At 64.2% G+C, this 17344-nt stretch carries 18 protein-coding genes and 1 riboswitch; of the genes, 10 read left to right on the top strand and 8 right to left on the bottom strand.

The genetic code is table 11. The features are described 5' to 3' along the window. The first annotated feature begins 411 nt into the window (after nt 1-411). Genes NKG60_RS26930 through NKG60_RS26940 form a run of 3 tightly spaced genes read left to right on the top strand, consistent with a single transcriptional unit; the run spans nt 412 to nt 2799 of the window. Entirely contained in the window at nt 412-1203 is a 792-nt protein-coding gene (locus NKG60_RS26930) for a DUF3108 domain-containing protein (RefSeq protein ID WP_352669003.1), read from the top strand. A 40-nt stretch (nt 1204-1243) separates the two neighbouring features. Next, nucleotides 1244-2131, top strand: a complete 888-nt coding sequence (gene yddG, locus NKG60_RS26935; RefSeq protein WP_352669000.1) for an aromatic amino acid exporter YddG — start codon at nt 1244-1246, stop codon at nt 2129-2131. After that, the gene (locus NKG60_RS26940; protein ID WP_352668998.1) at nt 2128-2799 is read left to right on the top strand and encodes a lysoplasmalogenase family protein; all 672 of its coding nucleotides are present in this window, start codon (nt 2128-2130) and stop codon (nt 2797-2799) included. Before yddG ends, NKG60_RS26940 begins: the two co-directional genes overlap by 4 nt. A 4-nt stretch (nt 2800-2803) precedes the next feature. Here NKG60_RS26940 and NKG60_RS26945 read toward each other — a convergent pair whose 3' ends face one another. Next, entirely contained in the window at nt 2804-3232 is a 429-nt protein-coding gene (locus NKG60_RS26945) for a cupin domain-containing protein (protein ID WP_352668996.1), read from the bottom strand. Between the two features lie 21 nt (nt 3233-3253). Then, the gene (gene gloB, locus NKG60_RS26950) at nt 3254-4021 is read right to left on the bottom strand and encodes a hydroxyacylglutathione hydrolase (protein WP_352668994.1); all 768 of its coding nucleotides are present in this window, start codon (nt 4019-4021) and stop codon (nt 3254-3256) included. A 98-nt stretch (nt 4022-4119) separates the two neighbouring features. Here gloB and NKG60_RS26955 point away from each other — a divergent pair, with 98 nt between their 5' ends. The 3 genes from NKG60_RS26955 to NKG60_RS26965 all read left to right on the top strand — a co-directional run bounded on the left by NKG60_RS26955 (nt 4120) and on the right by NKG60_RS26965 (nt 7736). Then, on the top strand, nt 4120-4890 hold the full coding sequence (locus NKG60_RS26955; RefSeq protein WP_352489400.1) for a class I SAM-dependent methyltransferase: 771 nt from the start codon (nt 4120-4122) through the stop codon (nt 4888-4890). A gap of 130 nt (nt 4891-5020) precedes the next feature. Continuing rightward, on the top strand, nt 5021-6853 hold the full coding sequence (locus tag NKG60_RS26960; protein ID WP_352668991.1) for an ABC transporter ATP-binding protein/permease: 1833 nt from the start codon (nt 5021-5023) through the stop codon (nt 6851-6853). Nucleotides 6854-6929: 76 nt separating this feature from the next. Then, nucleotides 6930-7736, top strand: a complete 807-nt coding sequence (locus NKG60_RS26965; RefSeq protein WP_352668989.1) for a DUF1194 domain-containing protein — start codon at nt 6930-6932, stop codon at nt 7734-7736. 18 nt (nt 7737-7754) lie between these two features. Here the strand turns inward: NKG60_RS26965 and NKG60_RS26970 are convergent, their stop codons facing one another. Both NKG60_RS26970 and NKG60_RS26975 read right to left on the bottom strand, forming a co-directional pair. Continuing rightward, a complete protein-coding gene (locus NKG60_RS26970) occupies nt 7755-8780 on the bottom strand; it encodes an RNA polymerase subunit sigma-70 (RefSeq protein ID WP_352668988.1) in 1026 nt (341 codons plus the stop codon). 52 nt (nt 8781-8832) lie between these two features. Then, nucleotides 8833-9579 (bottom strand): SDR family NAD(P)-dependent oxidoreductase, encoded by a 747-nt coding sequence (locus tag NKG60_RS26975; RefSeq protein ID WP_352864567.1) that lies wholly within the window; start codon nt 9577-9579, stop codon nt 8833-8835. Nucleotides 9580-9814: 235 nt separating this feature from the next. Here NKG60_RS26975 and NKG60_RS26980 point away from each other — a divergent pair, with 235 nt between their 5' ends. After that, a complete protein-coding gene (locus tag NKG60_RS26980; protein WP_352668984.1) occupies nt 9815-10135 on the top strand; it encodes a DUF1330 domain-containing protein in 321 nt (106 codons plus the stop codon). A gap of 25 nt (nt 10136-10160) precedes the next feature. Here NKG60_RS26980 and metW read toward each other — a convergent pair whose 3' ends face one another. Together metW and metX are read right to left on the bottom strand one after the other, a co-directional pair. After that, complete coding sequence (metW, locus tag NKG60_RS26985; protein WP_352489406.1) at nt 10161-10775, bottom strand: methionine biosynthesis protein MetW; 615 nt, start codon at nt 10773-10775, stop codon at nt 10161-10163. Between the two features lie 58 nt (nt 10776-10833). Beyond that, nucleotides 10834-12003: a homoserine O-acetyltransferase MetX gene (gene metX / locus NKG60_RS26990; RefSeq protein WP_352467542.1), complete on the bottom strand. Its 1170-nt coding sequence runs from the start codon at nt 12001-12003 to the stop codon at nt 10834-10836. Nucleotides 12004-12095: 92 nt separating this feature from the next. Further along, a riboswitch (SAM riboswitch) is annotated at nt 12096-12173 on the bottom strand. Nucleotides 12174-12311: 138 nt separating this feature from the next. Between metX and hisC the strand changes: the two genes are divergently transcribed. Together hisC and NKG60_RS27000 are read left to right on the top strand one after the other, a co-directional pair. Continuing rightward, nucleotides 12312-13421 carry a histidinol-phosphate transaminase gene (gene hisC / locus NKG60_RS26995; protein WP_352976030.1) on the top strand — a complete coding sequence of 370 codons (1110 nt, stop codon included), beginning with the start codon at nt 12312-12314 and terminating at the stop codon, nt 13419-13421. Nucleotides 13422-13427: 6 nt separating this feature from the next. After that, nucleotides 13428-14363 carry a prephenate/arogenate dehydrogenase family protein gene (locus tag NKG60_RS27000; RefSeq protein WP_352668980.1) on the top strand — a complete coding sequence of 312 codons (936 nt, stop codon included), beginning with the start codon at nt 13428-13430 and terminating at the stop codon, nt 14361-14363. Between the two features lie 30 nt (nt 14364-14393). Here the strand turns inward: NKG60_RS27000 and NKG60_RS27005 are convergent, their stop codons facing one another. Continuing rightward, entirely contained in the window at nt 14394-15395 is a 1002-nt protein-coding gene (locus NKG60_RS27005; protein ID WP_352668979.1) for a DUF2125 domain-containing protein, read from the bottom strand. A gap of 114 nt (nt 15396-15509) precedes the next feature. On the opposite strand from NKG60_RS27005, the gene NKG60_RS27010 reads away from it, so the two are divergent. Then, nucleotides 15510-16043 carry a gamma-glutamylcyclotransferase gene (locus tag NKG60_RS27010; protein WP_352668977.1) on the top strand — a complete coding sequence of 178 codons (534 nt, stop codon included), beginning with the start codon at nt 15510-15512 and terminating at the stop codon, nt 16041-16043. Between the two features lie 20 nt (nt 16044-16063). Here NKG60_RS27010 and NKG60_RS27015 read toward each other — a convergent pair whose 3' ends face one another. Continuing rightward, entirely contained in the window at nt 16064-17044 is a 981-nt protein-coding gene (locus NKG60_RS27015) for a quinone oxidoreductase family protein (RefSeq protein ID WP_352668975.1), read from the bottom strand. Nucleotides 17045-17344 lie beyond the last annotated feature (300 nt).

Raw genomic sequence — 17344 nt, forward strand, 5'->3', positions numbered from 1 at the left:
TCATTCAACCCTCCTTCGGCTTTTCCGGCCGAAATAGAATCGAGCTTCGCCGCAAAGCGCAACCCAGATGTGTGAATGCGATAGCACTTTCGTGGGGGCGAGGAACCCAAGCTGGAGTGAAGCCGCAACCCTTTCCCTCTGCCGGGCCGAGGCAGATCGGCAAATTCGTCGAGGGCGCCACATTTTGTTCTTGCTTTGTGCCGGCAGCTATGCTACTAATTTGGGTATGGTGCCAGTTGGCTCCAACGACCCGCCCGCCGAGGCGGGTTTTTTATTTCTAGCCCTGGACCCTCCCCAACGTTGCCTGCCGACGCCGCCTTTCACATTAAGGCCGGAATTCAGCCTATAAGCGGTCGCACAGGGACATGCCAGACCGGAGCCGCCCGTCCGGTCGACAATCAAGGACCCGCCATGCCTCGTTCTTTCCTTCATGCCCTGATCGCGCTGTTGGCCGTCGCGCTGCCGACAACGGCTTCGGCCGCAGAACCGCAATCCTTCACGGGCGAGTATTCGGTGTCGTTCCTCGGCCTCTCCGTGGCCAAAGCGAAATTCTCCAGCCATTACGAGGGCGACACCTATTCTATCGAGGGCAGCGTTTCCGCCGCCGGGCTCGCCACTTTGTTCGACGATACGAAAGGCACGATCTCGTCGAAGGGCAAGATTTCGGGCAAGCAGTTGCAGCCGCAAGCGTTCCACGCCGACTACACGTCCGGCAAGAAGGCATCGATGATCGACATCCAGTTTGCCAACGGCGTCGTCACCTCGACCAAGGTCGTGCCTGAGCCGAAGAAGCGCAATCCCGAGAATTGGATACCGCTGGCCGGCAGCCATCTCGTATCGGTCCTCGATCCGATGGCCGCGACCGTTATCCATGCCGACAGCCTCGACCAGGTCTGCGGGCGCACGGTGAAGCTCTATGACGGCGAAATGCGTGCCGATCTGAAACTGACCTACGAGTCCAAAGGCTCGATCTCGGTGACCGGCTACAAGGGCGATACGGTCACCTGCAGGCTGGGCTTCGAGCCGGTGGCCGGCTACCGCAAGAACCGCAAGGCGCTGAACTACCTGAAGAAACGCAGCCGCATCATGGTGACGTTTGCACCAGTCGGCCAAAGCGGCGTATATGCGCCGATCCGCGCCACGGTCAGCACGCAAATCGGTCCGTTGACGATCAGCGCGGAGCGGTTCGAAGCGAACGAATAGGCGTGATGGTGCGCCGCCAACGGGCATGGGGGCGACGGGTATGGCGCGCGCAACACTGATCGGCTTCTCCGCGGTCGCCATGTGGGCGCTGCTGGCGCTGCTTACGGATGCTTCGGGCGCCGTGCCGCCGTTCCTGCTTTCGGCAATCACCTTTACGATCGGCACCTGCGTCGGGCTGGTTGCCCGGCTGTTCATGCCGGCAGCCGGCGGCGCCGCGAAGATACCACGCAAAGTCTGGGTGATCGGCATTGCCGGCCTGTTCGGCTACCACTTCTTCTACTTCACCGCGCTGCGCAATGCGCCGGCCGTCGAGGCCAGCCTGATCGCCTATCTGTGGCCGCTGCTGATCGTGCTGGGATCGGCGCTGATGCCTGGCGAGCGGCTGGCCTGGAACCACGTCGCCGGCGCGCTGCTCGGCCTTGCCGGCACGGTCCTGATCGTCACCAAGGGCGGCGGGCTTGCCTTCGACGCGCGTTATGCCTTCGGCTACGCCATGGCCGGCGTCTGTGCGGTGCTGTGGTCGTCCTATTCGCTGTTGTCGCGGCGTTTCCCGTCGGTGCCGACCAGCATCGTCACCTGGTTCTGCGCCGCCACCGCGGCCCTTTCGCTGGTCTGCCATCTGTTGCTTGAACAGACGGTGCTGCCCGCCGGCGCCGGCCAGTGGCTGGCCGTGCTCGGCCTCGGTCTGATGCCGGTGGGGGCGGCGTTCTATGCCTGGGACATCGGCGTCAAGCGCGGCAACATCCAGGTGCTGGGCGCGGCGAGCTACGCCGCGCCGCTGCTATCGACGCTCGTGCTGATTGCCGCGGGCTTCGCCGAGCCGTCATGGCGCATCCTCGCCGCCTGCGTGCTGATCACCGGCGGCGCGGCACTGGCGGCGAAATCGCTGTTCCTGGGCAAGAGGGCCACGAGCGAGGCAAACGCATGATGCCGTTTCCCGGCGGCATCGATGCCAGTGCCAATGCGACGCTGGTGTTTTCGCTGGCGGCGGCGGTGATTTACGCGTTCAGCCTCGGCATGCCGCCGCGCCTTTCGCGATCGGCTGCAAGGACATTGGCGGTTGCGATGTTGGCGGTGCTGGTCGTGCAACAGGGCGGCCCATGGCTGCTCGTCGCCGCGCTGGGCGTCAGCGCCGTCGGCGACGCCTTCCTGTCGCGCGACGGCGAGAAGGCATTTCTTGGCGGCACGGCCAGTTTTCTTGCCGCGCATGTGCTTTATGTCGTGCTGTTCCTGCGTGCCGGCGGCGGCCTCGGGCTGCTTTCGGCCGAGCCGTGGCGGGTAGCGATCGTGCTGGCGATGATCGTGTCGGTGCTGGCCATGCTTTTCGCGCTCCGGCGCCGCGTCGGCCCGGGCTTGCGTTTGCCGATCGGTGTGCATGCCGCGGCACTGCTTGCCATGGGCATTGCGGCGCTCAGCCTGAACAGCGTCTGGGTCGTCGGCGGCGTCGTCCTGCTCATGCTGTCCGACGGGCTGCACGCCGCGGAAAAGTTCCTGCTGCCGGCAATCTCGCCGCACCGCATCTGGGTGCGCCATGCGGTCTGGGCGCTGTATTACGTCGGCCAGCTAGCGATCACGCTGGGTTTCCTGCTGGGCTAGGTGCCTAGGGCGTTCCCGGCAGCCAGCCTGGTTCGGCCAATTCGAAGGCCGCGAAATCGAACCCCGGCGCCACGGTGCAGCCGACCAGGGTCCATTCGCCGAGGCTGCGTGCCGACTGCCACCAGCCTGCCGGCACGACGATCTGCGGCCGCTCGCCTGCGGCAAGCGCCGTACCGAGGATCTCCTCGATGACGGGACCGCCTTCTCGATGTATCGACAGCGCCAGCGGCGCACCGTCATAGAAATGCCAGACCTCGGCCGCGTCCTTGACCCGGTGCCAGGCCGACAATTGGTCCTTCTCGAGGAGGAAATAGATCGCCGTCGAATGGCCGCGCGTGCCTGTCGCGCCGTCGCGAAAGGTCTCGGCATACCAGCCGCCTTCCGGATGCGGCTTCAGGCCGAGCAGGGCGATGATTTCGGCGGAACTGGTCATGACCCTAGCTCCTGGCGCCGCTCAGAAATTGTCCTTGCGCTTGCGGATCTCGGCGAACACTTCGGCGTCGGAGGCCTTCTCCAGGCCGAGATGCCTGCGGATCGCCGGATCGTGCCAGCGCAGGAACGGATTGGTCGACAGTTCCTCGCCGATCGTCGTTGGCAGCGTCGGTTTGCCGTCGGCGCGCAGCGCCTCGATTTTCGCGGCGCGCTCTTTCAGCGCCGAATTGGTCGGGTCGACGGTGAGCGCGAAACGGGCGTTGGCCAGCGTATACTCATGGCCGCAATAGACGACCGTCTCGGCCGGCAGCGCCGCGAGCTTCTTCAGGGATTCGTACATCACCGGCGGCTTGCATTCGAGCAGCCGCCCGCAGCCGAGCGCAAACAGAGTGTCGGCGGCGAATGCCACTTTCGACGCCGGCAGATGATAGGTGACATGGCCGGCCGTGTGGCCGGGTGTGGCGATGACCTCGATCCGCTCGTCGCCGAGGTGGACGACCGAGCCTTGCTCGACAGTTTCGTCAATGCCGGGAATCTTTGCCTTTTCGGCTTCCGGCCCGACAATGCGCAGCTTGAAGCGCTCCTTCAGCGCCAGATTGGCCTCGACATGGTCGAGATGGTGGTGAGTGGTCAGGATCATCGTCGGGGTCCAGCCGGTGCGCTTGATCGCCGCCAGGATCGGCGCCTCCTCGGGCGCGTCGATGAGCGCCGTCTCACCGCTTTTCGGGTCATGCACCAGCACGCCGAAATTGTCGCTGCGGCACATGAATTGTTCGATCTCGACGGGCATCGTATCTCTCCCTTTATTGCCGCAGACATAGGGCGCCTGCCAGCCGATGTCATCTGCCTTTGTTGAACTTGGACTGCTTCGAAGCTACCGTTCCGCCCATGCATTCTGACATTGTCGATCTCCGTTCGTTTTATTCGACCACGCTCGGCCGCCTGGCCGAACGCTCGATCACCATGGCGCTGTCCTCGATATGGGCCGTCGTGCCCAACGAGCGGCTGGTCGGCCTCGGCTACACCTTGCCGTGGCTGGAGCGCTTCGGCAGCGATGCCGAGCGTGTCTTTGCCTTCATGCCGGCAACGCAGGGCGCGGTGGTCTGGCCGGCGACCGGGCCGACGGCGACCGCCCTGGTCTTCGACGAGGAACTGCCGCTGGTCGATTCCTGCATCGACCGCATGCTCCTCGTCCATTCGCTCGAACATGTCGAGAACCCGCGCGAGACGCTGAACGAGATCTGGCGGGTGCTGTCGCCGGCCGGCCGTGTCGTCATCGTCGTGCCCAACCGGCGCGGCGTCTGGGCGCGCTTCGAGCACACGCCTTTCGGCAATGGCCGGCCGTTCTCGCGCGGCCAGCTCACCGAATTGCTGCGCGAAGCGAATTTCACGCCGGCGGCGTGGTCCGATGCGCTGTTCTTCCCGCCGTCGCCGCGACGTTTCATGATGCAGTTTCACAATGTGCTGGAACGCGCCGGCCGGCGCTTCTGGCCGATCTTTTCGGGCGTTATCGTCGTCGAGGCGCAGAAGCGGCTCTATCAAGGCGTGCCGGTTGCCCAGCGCGCGTCCCGCCGTGTCTTCGTGCCGGTTCTCTCGCCGCATGGCGCGCCGACGCTTGGCCGGCTGTCGCGGACCGAACGTCTGGCGCCGCCAAGATGACGCGTTCGTGATCCGACGCAGGCTTTTTCTCACCTATCTGTCGCGGACAGGTTGGCTGCCCGATTGAAGGCATACGCGGTCGATTCTATGACCGGGTTTCAGCACCGCTTCCGAATGCAAGGATCCACTCATGGCTGATCTTCCGGATGTCGAGGCCAGTGCCCAGAAGCTTGCCACGTCGATTGAAGCCAGCAGCCTGCGTGAGCAGCTGGCAACAATCAAATTGGCGCTGACCACCTCGCCAGTGCGAAAGCAATTGTTTTGGGCCGCGATCGGCATCGTCGCAGTCATCGTGGCGAGCTCGATCGGGCAGATTCTGCTCAATCGCTGGAACCAGCCTTTCTACGACGCGCTGGCGCGGCGCGACATGCCGGCTTTCCTGCATCAGCTTCTGGTCTTTGCCGGCATCGCCGGCGGGCTTGTGGTGCTCAATGTCGGCCAGACCTGGCTCGACCAGATGCTCCGCCTGAAGCTGCGCGAGGCGCTGACGCTCGACCTGATCGACGAATGGATGCGGCCGGCGCGTGCCTTCCGGCTGACCCATGCCGGCGCCATCGGCGTCAATCCCGACCAGCGCCTGCAGCAGGATGCCGGGCATCTCTCCGATCTTTCCACCGGCCTCGGCATCGGCCTGCTGCAGTCCTGCATCCTGCTTGCCTCCTTTGTTGGGGTTCTGTGGTCGCTGTCTTCCGGCTTCGTCTTCCACATAGGAGGCCATTCGCTGGCCATACCCGGCTACATGGTCTGGGCGGCGATCCTTTATGCTGGCACCGCCTCCTGGTTGAGCTGGCTGGTCGGACGGCCGCTGATCCGCTTCAACAACGATCGCTATACGCGTGAAGCGGAGCTGCGCTCCTCGGTGGTTCGCGTCAACGAGAACGTCGATGCCATCGCGCTGGCGCATGGCGAGGCCGATGCCAGGCGCCGGCTCGAATTCGATCTCGGCATGGTGCTGGGCGCCATGCGGCGCATCTACAGCGCCCAGATCAATCTTTCCTGGGTTACCGACACCTATGGCTGGATCACTGTCGTCGCGCCGATCCTTGTCGCCTCACCGGTCTATTTTGCCGGCGATATCAGCTTTGGCGGCTTGATGATGGCAGTCGGCGCTTTCAACCAGGTCCATTCCTCGCTGCGCTGGTTCATCAACAATATCGGCGGCATCGCCGATTGGCGCGCTACGCTGATGCGGGTCGCCGACTTCCGCATCGCGCTTGGCGACACCGACGCGCTGCACCATACGGAAAGGCGCATTTCGTTCGGCGAAAACCCGGACGGCAGCCTGACCTTCGAGAAACTCGAGATCGCCTCGCCGGAGGGATGCACCAAGCTTGCCGAGCCGCATGTCGAAATCCGCGCCGGCGACCGGGTCATGCTCACCGGAGATCCGGGCGCCGGCAAGACGCTGTTCTTCCGGGCCATTGCCGGTCTGTGGCCATGGGGCAGCGGACGGATCGGCATGCCGGCCGGAGAAGCGCCGATCTTTGTTCCGCGTACCCCCTATTTCCCGCTAGGCAAGCTGCGCGAGGTGCTCAACCATTCAGACGGCGCTGCGGAGGCGAGCGATGCCGAGATCTCGGAGGTGCTGGCCGATGTCGGGCTGCAACGCCTGTCGTCCTCGCTCGATCGCTCGGCGCGCTGGGAGCGTGAGCTCAGCGACGACGAGCAGCGTCTGCTGGCCTTTGCCAGGCTGGCCTTGCGACGGCCGAAATGGGTGATCATCGACGAGGCGCTGGACGCGTTCGACGGCCCAACGCTGAGGCAAGTGCTGTCGATGCTGGAGAAGCGCCTTCCCGACGCCGGGATCCTCAATATCGGCCGCGGCCAGCACTATGCCCGCTTCTTCCGCCGGGCGTTGACCATCGTCAAGGATGCCGGCCAACCGCCACTCAAGCCGGCCCGTATCAGGGCAGGTGCCATCGAACCGCCCCCGGCTATCGCCTCGGCCGGCCGAAAGAAATAGAAGGCAAGCTTTATTTCGCCGCGATCGCGGCGAAAAACTGTCGCGATCGTTTCAGATGGGAACGTTCCGATCGGCCATGCTTGACGCTCTCGCCCTGCTCGCCTGCCTTGCCTGCACCCCGGCGGCACCTGCGGCCGCGCCGGCCAATGCAATTGTCGTCGATGTCGAGCTGGTGCTGGCCGTCGACATCTCGCAGTCGATGGATGAAAGGGAGTTTGCCCTGCAGCGCGCTGGCTATGTCGCGGCGCTGCGCCACCCCGACTTCATCAACGCCGTGCGTGCCGGCACCTCCGGCCGCATCGCCATCGCCTATTTCGAATGGGCTGGCACCATCCGCGACGATGGGGTCATTGCCTGGCAGGTCGTCGACAGCAAGGAGAGCGCCAACGCTTTCGCCGACAAGATCGCGGCCCGCCCGTTCAGGAGCTTTCGCGGCACCTCGATCTCCGGTGCAGTGGCTTTCGGCGCCGAGCTTTTCGACGGCACGGCCTTCGCCGGCAAGCGCCGCGTCATCGACGTCTCGGGCGACGGCCCAAACAACACCGGCCTGCCGGTCACAACGGCACGCGATGCGGCGCTGGCGAAGGGCATCGTCATAAATGGGCTGCCGATCCTGATCAGCCCGTCACCCACCTTCAGCCATCTCGACCGGTATTATGCCGAATGCGTTACCGGCGGGCCGGGCTCGTTCGTGCTGCCGATCTATGCTGCTTCCGAATTTTCCACCGCCACTCGCCGCAAACTGATCCTCGAGGTCAGCGGCATCGAGTATCCCAAGGTGGATCCGAGGACGATCCGCATCGACGCACCGATCGACTGCCTGCAAGGCGAGCGCGACCGGCGGTTTTTCTCGGACCCATATTTCCCGGAACTTGACCGGTAAGGCTGGCCCAGGCGTAGGCTAGGCTGGCGGCAGGCCGAAGGCCGGGAACAGAGATGGCCCGAGCGGCCCTATGAAGATCGTCAAGGAAGCGATCCCGCCCTCGGCCGCGTCGAACACATGCAGGGAATGGCCCCGCCATTCAGGGCCATCGTGGCTGCGGGAATAAACCCCGACCGCCGGCTGGGCATTGGCGCGGGTGGCCAATGTGCGGAAGCCGCCAAACCTCGGCCAGACGGTCTCGAAGAAACCGCGGATCGCTTCGCGGCCTTGATACCATTCGCGCCAGGGCGGCATTGTATAGATGGCGTCCTCGCGCAGCAGCTCGATCAAGCTGTCGAGATTGGCGGCCTGCCAGGCCTGCATGTAGCGTTCGAGCAGCAGGCCTTCTTCGGGGCTGGGCCGTGATCGGCTGGCCGGCCGTCCCTGAGGATAGCGCGCCGCCAGCGTTGCGCGGGCGCGCTGCAACGCGCTGTTGATCGAAGCCGTCGATCCTCCCAGCAAACGCGCCGTCTCGACAGCCGACCATCCGAGGACGTCGGCAAGCAGCAGCGCGGCGCGCTGCCTGGGCGGCAGATCCTGGATGGCGGCGACGAAGGCGAGCTGGACGGCCTCGCGGCTCTCGTAACGGGCTTCCGGACCTGGCTCGCTGCCGGCAATGTCTGGAAGCTCGGCGTCGGGGTAGGGCTCCAGCCAGGCGATGTCGGCTACCGGCCCGCCTATGGCCGCTCCGTGCGAGGGCGGCCGTCCGGGTTCCCGGAGAATGCGGTGCGCCCTCGACCTCGCCTTGATGGCGTTGAGGCAAGCGTTGGTCGCGATCATGTAGAGCCAACCGCGAACCGAACCTCGCCCGTCGAACTCCGACCTGGCGCGCCAGGCGCGAAGCAACGTGTCCTGGACGAGGTCGTCGGCCTCGTGCAACGAACCCATCATGCGATAGCAATGCAGCTTGAGCTCGCGGCGATGGGCGGCCGTGACCTTCTCGAAGGCCAGCCGATCGAGGATCGGCTGGCCTGCTGGTTCCAGAGGTGGTTGAGCGTCTGTCATGCTACTTTCGGGCTGCATCCGGATTCCGGGTCAGGTTCGCATTACGCGCGCCTCAGGCGGCCGGGGCAAGCCCGCTACCGCTCACCATGAAGGAACTGCCTTGCGGCTGACCGGTGGCCAGCGCGACCACCGCCCGTCCGACATCGGCCGGCGTTTGCATGTCGGTCATGGCGGCGATGAAGTCCGCCGGCTGGATGCCCATATAGGCCGCGATGCTGTCGACGCCGGCCTTGCCCACGCCGGTCTCCGGCATGATGCGCATCGGCGCGAGCGCCATGAAGCGCAGGCCGAGGCCAAGTCGATCGGCCTCCTTCTGGCTATGACCGGCCAGGAACATCTGCATGCGTTTTGCGCCGGCATAGCCGCCGGCGTTCGGTGGTCCGCCGGTCAAGGCCGCGCCGCTGGAGATCAAGACGATCCGGCTCCCCGGCTTGAGCGGACGCCGCAGAGCGGCCCGGCAAAACAGGAACGACGCCTTGACGTCCGTGTCCCAGTTTGCCGAGAACGCCTTCCAGTTCTGTTCGTGCACCGGCGCGGAAGGCGCCAGCGCGCCTGCGCAGATCACCAGCACGTCCGGCTCCAGCGCGCCGAATACCTTGTCGGGGGCGGAGTCCACCGTCGCATCGACCGCGAGCGTCTTCACGCCCGAGACCTCCCAGGCAAATTGCGCCAGGGCCTGTTTTCCGCGGGCGACGGCCAGCACCGTCGCTCTCTCCTTGAGGGCGGCCTCCGCGATCGAGCGGCCGACACCACGGCTGCCTCCGACGACGACGACATTCTGATTTTGCAACGATCCCATGGATCACCTCTCTGTTCCCGGCCGCCGGACCATCCAGGCGCGCTCATCGATAAGGACAGCGCAGGCGCGCCAAAATCATCGGTGCCAGGCAGAAATATCTTCAGGTGACGGCAGCGGCGCGCCGGTTTTGTATTCAGTGTCATTACCTCTGGGGTAATCGACCAGCGCACTAGGTCTCGGCAAACTGCTCCCATCAAGCCGGTTGTCCGGCTTTCGACCATCAGGGAGTTACGCCATGACCGCCTACGCCGTCGCCCATATGCGCCAGGTCACGCCGGGGCCGCAGATCGTCGAGTACCTGCACAAGATCGATGCCACGCTGGAGCCGTTTGGCGGGCGTTTCGTGGTGCACGGAGGCGAGGTGGAAGTCGTTGAAAACACCTGGCCGGGTTACCTCATAATCATCGAGTTCCCCGACAGGCAGCAGGCGCGCGCATGGTACGACTCGCCCGCCTATCAGGAGATATTGCCGCTGCGCACCGGCAATTCCCAATCCGACGTGGTCTTGGTCGACGGCGTCCAGCACCCGCACAAGGCCACCGACGTTCTCGAATAAGGGGGCGATTTGCTACGGTTGGCTTTTATCGTTTCAACAGGAACACCGCCTGCTGGCCGAAAAAGTTCCAGAACCACCACGGCATCGAGAAGCCGATCCGCTGACCGTTGGCGTCGAGCGCGGTTGCCTTTTCCACCGTCGCGCCAAGCTCGTCGCACAGATTGACGAAATCGCGAATGGTGCAGAAATGGATGTTGGGCGTGTCGTACCAGGAATAGGGCAGGTCCTTGGTCACCGGCATGCGGCCGTTGAAGAGCAGCGAAAAGCGCACCCGCCAATGGCCGAAATTGGGGAAGGAGACGATGGCGCGATTGCCGATCCGGAGTAACTCGTCGAGCACCAGCTTCGGATTGCGGGTCGCCTGCAAGGTCTGCGACAAGACGACGAAATCAAAACCCTTGTCGGGATAGAATTGGAGATCCTTGTCGGCATCGCCCTGGATGACCGACAGGCCCCGCGCCACGCATTCGTTGACGCCGCGCTGCGACAGTTCCAGCCCGCGGCCGTCGACCTTCTTGGTCTCCTGCAGCAATTCGAGCAGCAGGCCGTCGCCGGAACCGACGTCCAGCACCCGCGACTGCGGCGGGATGAGATCGGCGACGACTTCGAGGTCGACGCGCTGGGCGCGGTTGACGCTCATGCGTTCGGCTCTTGCCTGGCGCATGGTCCTGATCCGAAAAGTCTGCAACTTTTCGGGGTCATGCGCCAAGCCCTCTCGCGCGCGCGGCCGAGGCGATGAAGCCTCTGATGGCGGCGAACAGTTCCGGCTCGTCGAGCAGGAAGGCGTCGTGGCCGCGGTCGGTCTCGATCTCGACGAACGAGACCGAGGCGCCGGCCGCGTTCAGCGCGTGCACGACCGAGCGGCTCTCCTCGGTCGGGAACAGCCAGTCGCTGGTGAACGAAACCAGGCAGAAGCGCGTCTTGGTGCCGGCGAAGGCATCGGCCAGACGGCCGCCATGGTCGGCGGCGAGATCGAAATAGTCCATCGCCCGGGTCATGTAGAGATAGGAGTTGGCATCGAAGCGGTCGACGAAGGTCATGCCCTGATGGCGCAGATAGCTCTCGATCTGGAAGTCGGCATCGAAGCCGAAGGTCAGCGCTTCGCGGTCCTGCAGGTTGCGGCCGAACTTGCGGTGCAGCGCTGCTTCCGACAGATAGGTGATGTGGGCGGCCATGCGCGCCACAGCCAGCCCCTTTTCCGGCCGCTTGCCATGCTCGAAATACTTGCCGCCATGCCAGTCGGGGTCGGCCATCACCGCTTGCCTGCCGACCTCGTGGAAGGCGATGTTCTGCGAGGAATGGCGGGCGCCGGTGGCGATCGGCAGCGCCGAGAAAACGCGCTCGGGATAGCTGGACGCCCATTGCAGCACCTGCATGCCGCCCATCGAGCCGCCCAGCACGCTGAACAGCTGTTCGATCCCGAAATGCTCGACCAGCATCAACTGCGCCCGCACCATGTCGCGGATGGTGATGATCGGCAGGTCGAGCCCGTAAGGCTTGGCGGTGGCGGGATTGGTCGAGGCGGGGCCGGTGGAGCCGAGGCAGCCGCCGATGACGTTGGACGAGATGACGAAGAAACGGTCGGTGTCGATGATCTTGCCGGGGCCGATCAGCACTTCCCACCAGCCCGGCTTGCCGGTCACCGGATTGGTGTTGGCGACGTGCTGGTCGCCGGTCAGCGCATGGCAGACGAGGATTGCATTGGAGCGGGCGTCGTTGAGCGTGCCATAGGTCTGGTAGGCGATCTGGAACGGCGACAGCAGCGTGCCGGCGTCGAGCTTGAGCGGCTTGTCGGCGCCGAAACGCAACACCGGGCTCGACGGCTGGTCGGCCTCGTTGTTGGTTTTTCGCGCGCGCAAAGCGACCATCACATCTCCTTGCCCGGCCTTCAGCTGTCCACCGGTCTGGGCAACCGCCAGCCAGGGCAACAAAAAACCGGCCATGCCTTCGCAAAGCCGGTTACAGGATGCAAACGGCCCTTTAGCAAGTTGTTTAACGTGGCTGCAAGCCGACCGGCCAAATCACCACGGAACTTTCGCTGCTCTTCTAGGACTGACGCATGGCTTCGTCAACGGCAAGTTCTTGATCCCGAATTGCCGCCCCTCGACATTCCGGGCCACGGCTTGTATTTCCGCTGCGGCCTCCGGATGGAGGCACTCTCGACGGATTTCATGGAATGAGCCAGACACCGGATCAGACACGTCCAAGGCCCCGCGCCGGCATCATGGAGATCGAAGCCTATGTGCCCGGCAAGAGCGCGGCGCCTGAAGGTGTCGCCAAGGTCCACAAATTGTCGGCGAACGAAAACCCGCTCGGCCCTTCGCCAAAGGCGATAGAGGCCGCGCGCGCGGTCGCCGACAAGCTCGCGGTCTATCCCGACGGCAGCGCCAGGCGCCTGAGGGAAGCGATCGCGGAGGTGCACGGGCTCAACCCGGCGAACATCGTCTGCTCCAACGGCTCCGACGAGATTCTGGGCCTGCTTGCGCAGACCTACCTCGCGCCCGGCGATGAAGCCATCATCACCGAACACGGCTTCATGGTCTACAAGATCTACATACAGTCGGCCGGTGCCGTCCCGGTAACGGTCAAGGAGACCGATGAACGCGCCGACATCGATGCGATCCTAGCCGCGGTGACGCCGCGCACCAGGATCATCTTCCTTGCCAATCCAAACAATCCAACCGGCACCTACGTGCCGTTCCAGGAGGTGCGCCGCCTGCATGCCGGCCTGCCGCGAAACGTGCTTCTGGTGCTGGATGCCGCTTACGCCGAATACGTCCGGCGCAACGACTATGAAGCCGGCGTCGAGTTGGTGGGCAGCGCGGAAAACGTGGTCATGACCCGCACCTTCTCCAAATTGGGCCTGGGCGGCGCGCGGATCGGCTGGATGTATGCTCCAATGCACGTCATCGACGCGATCAACCGCGTGCGCGGGCCTTTCAACGTCAATGCGACGGCGATCGAGGCCGGCATCGCGGCGATCCGCGACCGCGCGCACATCGAACGCAGCGTCGCGCATAACGAGACCTGGCTGGCCTGGCTGAGCGAGCAATTGGCGGGGCTTGGGCTGCGGGTGACGCCGAGCGTCGGCAATTTCATCCTCATCCACTTTCCCGAGGACAAAAAGCATTCGGCGGCGGCCGCCGACGACTACCTCTGCCAGCGCGGCTACATATTGCGGCGCGTTTCCGGCTACGGTTTTCCCAACGCGCTGCGCATGAGCATCGGCACCGAAGAGGCCAATCGCGGCGTTGTCGCAGCACTCGCGACATTCCTGAAAAGCTAGAGCACCATGACTTCACCGATGTTCGAAAAGATCGCGCTGGTCGGCATCGGCCTGATCGGCTCGTCACTGGCCCGCGTCATCCGCCGCGAGGGGCTCGCCGGCCAAGTCGCGATTTCGACGCGCAGCGACGCGACGCTGGCAAGGGCGAGCCAACTCGGCCTTGGCGACACCTACACGACGGATGCCAAAGAGGCGGTTCGCGACGCCGATCTGGTTATCGTTTCGGTGCCGGTCGGCTCTTCAGGTACGGTCGCCGAGGAGATCGCGCCGGCGCTGAAGAAGGGCGCCATCCTCACCGATGTCGGCTCGACCAAGGCCTCGGTCATCGCGCAGATGCAGCCGCATGTGCCTGATGGCGTGCACTTCATCCCCGGCCATCCTTTGGCCGGCACCGAAAAATCGGGACCGGATGCCGGTTTTGCCGAACTGTTCGAGAACCGCTGGTGCATCTTCACGCCGCTGCCCGGCACCGATCCTGCGGCACTGGAAAAGCTCTCGGAATTCTGGCGCCGCTGCGGCTCCAACATCGACACGATGGACCCGCAGCATCACGACATGACGCTGGCCATCGTTTCGCACCTGCCGCACATCATCGCCTATAACATCGTTGGTACCGCCGATGATCTGGAGTCGGTGACCAAGTCCGAGGTCATCAAATACTCGGCTTCCGGCTTTCGCGACTTCACCCGTCTTGCGGCGTCCGACCCGACCATGTGGCGCGACGTCTGCCTGCACAACAAGGACGCCATTCTCGAAATGCTGGCGCGGTTTTCCGAGGATCTTTCCTCGCTGCAGCGGGCCATCCGCTGGGGCGACGGCGAAAAGCTGTTCGACCTGTTCACCCGCACCCGCGCCGTCCGCCGCTCGATCATCGAGGCCGGCCAGGATATCGACGTACCCGATTTCGGCCGCCAGGCAGTCGAACACCCGCCGAAGGGATAAGCCGCTGCAGGCCGGTTGCAGGCCAGACCTCTAGTCGAGCGGCTTGATCTTGCCGAGCGGGATGAAGCCGAGCGAGGCCTTGCCCCTGACGATCTTCAGCGGCATCGACGGCTGGTTGCCGAGCAGCGCCAGTCCGGCAAAGCCGGTTTGGATCTCTTTCTTCTGCTCGGGGATGGCGGTGGCGAGGATCGCCGCCACGGCCTTTGGATCATTGAGCCTGATCGTCAAGTCGGCATTTATGAGACCGTCGTCATCGACCGACAGGGGTCCGGAAACGGTGATGCGCGCAGTTCCGGACGACAGATCGAGCTCGTGGATTTCGGCCGCCTGGCCGCGCAGGCTCTTCGGATTTGCCTTGATCAGCGTCACGCCGTTCTTCAGCGTCACGTCGCCGCTGCCGTCGAGCGGCGGCAAGACGCGCCCGTCGATGGCCGCCGCGTCGATTTCGAGATCGGTGAAATTGCCGGCATAGTCGATGTCCGGGCCGTTTGGGCGCAATTGCCCGATGGCAGTTCCGGCGCTGAACAGCGAGACGGGATCGGTGTCGTCTGCCGGATCGGTCTGGCCGGACAGGCCTTCTGCCTGCAGCGAGAGGCGTCTCGGCAGCGGCCAGGAGAGCTTCATGTCGGCCCGCAGATTATCCCAGTCGATCCAGAGCGGGGTCATGCCGGGAACAGAGGTCCTGAGCGGCCCCCTGAGCTCGGCGGCAGGCGACAAAAGCCGGGTGATCTGCGTGGCGGCGTTGATCTTGCCTGTCGATGCCGCGACGTTGCGGCTGTCGTCCTCGTAAGCCAGGCTGTCGCAGGAAAGGGTGAAGCTGAAGGGATAGCCGCTGACCGCGAGATTGGCGCAGTCGGCCTTGATGCCGTTGCCGTCGAGATCGGCGACCGCCTTGTCGGTTGCACTCTCGACCAGGTCCGCCAGGTAGAACCAGCCGGCGCTGTAGATGCCGAACAGCACGAGGATGAAAGCAGCAAGCCACAACAAGCGGCGACGTTGGCTGGGCGGCGGGCGCTCGTCACTTGACGTCATGCTGCGGCTTTCGTTAACGCGGGTGGCACGGGCGGGCTGTCGCTTGCGGCAACAACAGGTAGACGGACTGAAACACCACCGGTGGAGTGGTTCGTCACAATCAGGCTTGGCGATATGGGCGATTTTTGGGTTTTTGGCTACGGCTCACTGATCTGGCGGCCCGGATTCGCGCATGTCGAGACGCGGCGTGCCCGCCTGCATGGCTACCGCCGTTCGCTCTGCGTTTATTCTTTCGTGCATCGCGGCACGCGCGAACGGCCGGGCCTGGTGCTCGGGCTCGACCGCGGCGGCTCCTGCATCGGGCTGGCGTTCCGGGTCCCAGGCGAGCTGCGCAACGAGGTCATCTCCTATCTGCGCGAGCGTGAACTGGTCACCAACGTCTATCTCGAACGTGTGCTCAGCGTTCGCCTCGACAAGAGTGAAACGGATGGGAGCGAGACGGTCGAAGCCGTTGCCTATGTCGTGGACCGCAGCCATGAGCAATATGCCGGTGCGCTCGACCCGGCCGAGGCGGCGGCCGTCGTTCGCGGCGCCGTCGGCCAGTCGGGCAGGAATGAGGATTACGTGCTCAGCACGCTGGAGCACCTCGAAGCACTGGGTATAAGCGATCACTGGCTGGAAGACGTGACGAGACGGATCGCGTCGTAGCTTCGGTGTCGTGACGCGGGCTACATCCTGAAAATCTGTTTGCCAAGATCGGCGCGATCCAGGCTGTTTGCCACGGCAAGCTTGAACCCGGTCAGCGCGTGGAGACCGCCGACAGGAATGTGGAAGCCCGGCTGGCCGAAGATGTCGATGATCTCGCGTAGGACAGGCCGGTCGGCTTCGGCCGGCGGCGAAAAGAAATAGCGATAGATATTCGCCCTGATCTCGACGCCGCTCAGCAAGACATCGAAATTGTGCAGTTCGAAGCGCTCGGCACTCATGCCGCCATTGATCACCATCTGTCCGCCAAGCGCCAGGGTGCGGATCAATTCGCCGCTGACAGGTCCGCCGACATTGTCGATAATCCCGTTCAATCCGGCGCCACCGGTGATATCCATCACCGCTTCCCGGATACTTGCCTTCAAGTCCGAAAGGTCAAGAATGGCGGCGACGCCAAGCGTTTTCAGGTCGAAGCTTTGGTGCGAGCGCCGCACAAGTGCGATGACGTTGATGCCGCGTCGTTGGGCGAACTGCATCACCATTGTCGAAATCGACGAATAGCCGGCCGTGACAGCCAACCACTGGCCGGGCCGCACACGGGAATCCGTCAGCAGATCCCACGCGGTAATGGGGTTCACCATCTGCCCGGCGCGTTCGACGGGATAGCCGGCAGGCAACAGGATCAGCCGTTCGGCGGGAATGGCCGCGTACTCGGCCCAACTGCCATAATAGCTGAACGCTACAAGCGTGCCCGGTTCCAACGGGACGTTTGCGCCGACGGCCTCGACGATGCCGGCGCCATGATTTCCGGCGATCTGCTGGGGAAAATGCGGCTTCTTCGGTTCGGGATAGAGGTTCTGGATAAACAGGAAGTCGCCCGGATTGATCGAGGCCGAGACCATCCTGACCAGCACCTCGCCGTCGCCGATCCGCGGCATCGGCAGGTCGCCCATGTAGAGCACGTCGCGCGGCGAACCGATGGCGTCAAATACAATTGCTTTCATGCCGTTCTCCATAACAAACGATCCGAGGCCAACAGTCTGGGCCCGGCCAGACCGTTCCGAGACTTGCGTCGGCGCCGCGGAACCTACGATCGGCCGGCAAAAGTCAGAATTGGCAGATTTGACAATCTATGTGCTAAACTTGCCAGATCGTTTCTTCAGAGGCTGCTGGTTTGGATATCCGGGACGCGGCGCGGCGGGTCGCGGTTTTGTGAAGCGCCGGCGGGCTGGAAAGGAGGCTATGCGTTTGACGTCGCCGCGGCGCGACATAGGTTAGCCCGGTCGGCGGCTCCCACCCGCCCC

The sequence above is a fragment of the Mesorhizobium sp. M1428 genome (genome assembly GCF_040317515.1).
Lineage (GTDB): Bacteria > Pseudomonadota > Alphaproteobacteria > Rhizobiales > Rhizobiaceae > Mesorhizobium.

Bases quoted from the DNA above. Each gene is read 5' to 3' on its own strand.
- NKG60_RS26930 (WP_352669003.1), top strand. From the start codon at position 412: ATGCCTCGTTCTTTCCTTCATGCCCTGATCGCGCTGTTGGCCGTCGCG.
- yddG (WP_352669000.1), top strand. From the start codon at position 1,244: ATGGCGCGCGCAACACTGATCGGCTTCTCCGCGGTCGCCATGTGGGCG.
- NKG60_RS26940 (WP_352668998.1), top strand. From the start codon at position 2,128: ATGATGCCGTTTCCCGGCGGCATCGATGCCAGTGCCAATGCGACGCTG.
- NKG60_RS26945 (WP_352668996.1), bottom strand. From the start codon at position 3,232: ATGACCAGTTCCGCCGAAATCATCGCCCTGCTCGGCCTGAAGCCGCAT.
- gloB (WP_352668994.1), bottom strand. From the start codon at position 4,021: ATGCCCGTCGAGATCGAACAATTCATGTGCCGCAGCGACAATTTCGGC.
- NKG60_RS26955 (WP_352489400.1), top strand. From the start codon at position 4,120: ATGCATTCTGACATTGTCGATCTCCGTTCGTTTTATTCGACCACGCTC.
- NKG60_RS26960 (WP_352668991.1), top strand. From the start codon at position 5,021: ATGGCTGATCTTCCGGATGTCGAGGCCAGTGCCCAGAAGCTTGCCACG.
- NKG60_RS26965 (WP_352668989.1), top strand. From the start codon at position 6,930: ATGCTTGACGCTCTCGCCCTGCTCGCCTGCCTTGCCTGCACCCCGGCG.
- NKG60_RS26970 (WP_352668988.1), bottom strand. From the start codon at position 8,780: ATGACAGACGCTCAACCACCTCTGGAACCAGCAGGCCAGCCGATCCTC.
- NKG60_RS26975 (WP_352864567.1), bottom strand. From the start codon at position 9,579: ATGGGATCGTTGCAAAATCAGAATGTCGTCGTCGTCGGAGGCAGCCGT.
- NKG60_RS26980 (WP_352668984.1), top strand. From the start codon at position 9,815: ATGACCGCCTACGCCGTCGCCCATATGCGCCAGGTCACGCCGGGGCCG.
- metW (WP_352489406.1), bottom strand. From the start codon at position 10,775: ATGAGCGTCAACCGCGCCCAGCGCGTCGACCTCGAAGTCGTCGCCGAT.
- metX (WP_352467542.1), bottom strand. From the start codon at position 12,003: ATGGTCGCTTTGCGCGCGCGAAAAACCAACAACGAGGCCGACCAGCCG.
- hisC (WP_352976030.1), top strand. From the start codon at position 12,312: ATGAGCCAGACACCGGATCAGACACGTCCAAGGCCCCGCGCCGGCATC.
- NKG60_RS27000 (WP_352668980.1), top strand. From the start codon at position 13,428: ATGACTTCACCGATGTTCGAAAAGATCGCGCTGGTCGGCATCGGCCTG.
- NKG60_RS27005 (WP_352668979.1), bottom strand. From the start codon at position 15,395: ATGACGTCAAGTGACGAGCGCCCGCCGCCCAGCCAACGTCGCCGCTTG.
- NKG60_RS27010 (WP_352668977.1), top strand. From the start codon at position 15,510: ATGGGCGATTTTTGGGTTTTTGGCTACGGCTCACTGATCTGGCGGCCC.
- NKG60_RS27015 (WP_352668975.1), bottom strand. From the start codon at position 17,044: ATGAAAGCAATTGTATTTGACGCCATCGGTTCGCCGCGCGACGTGCTC.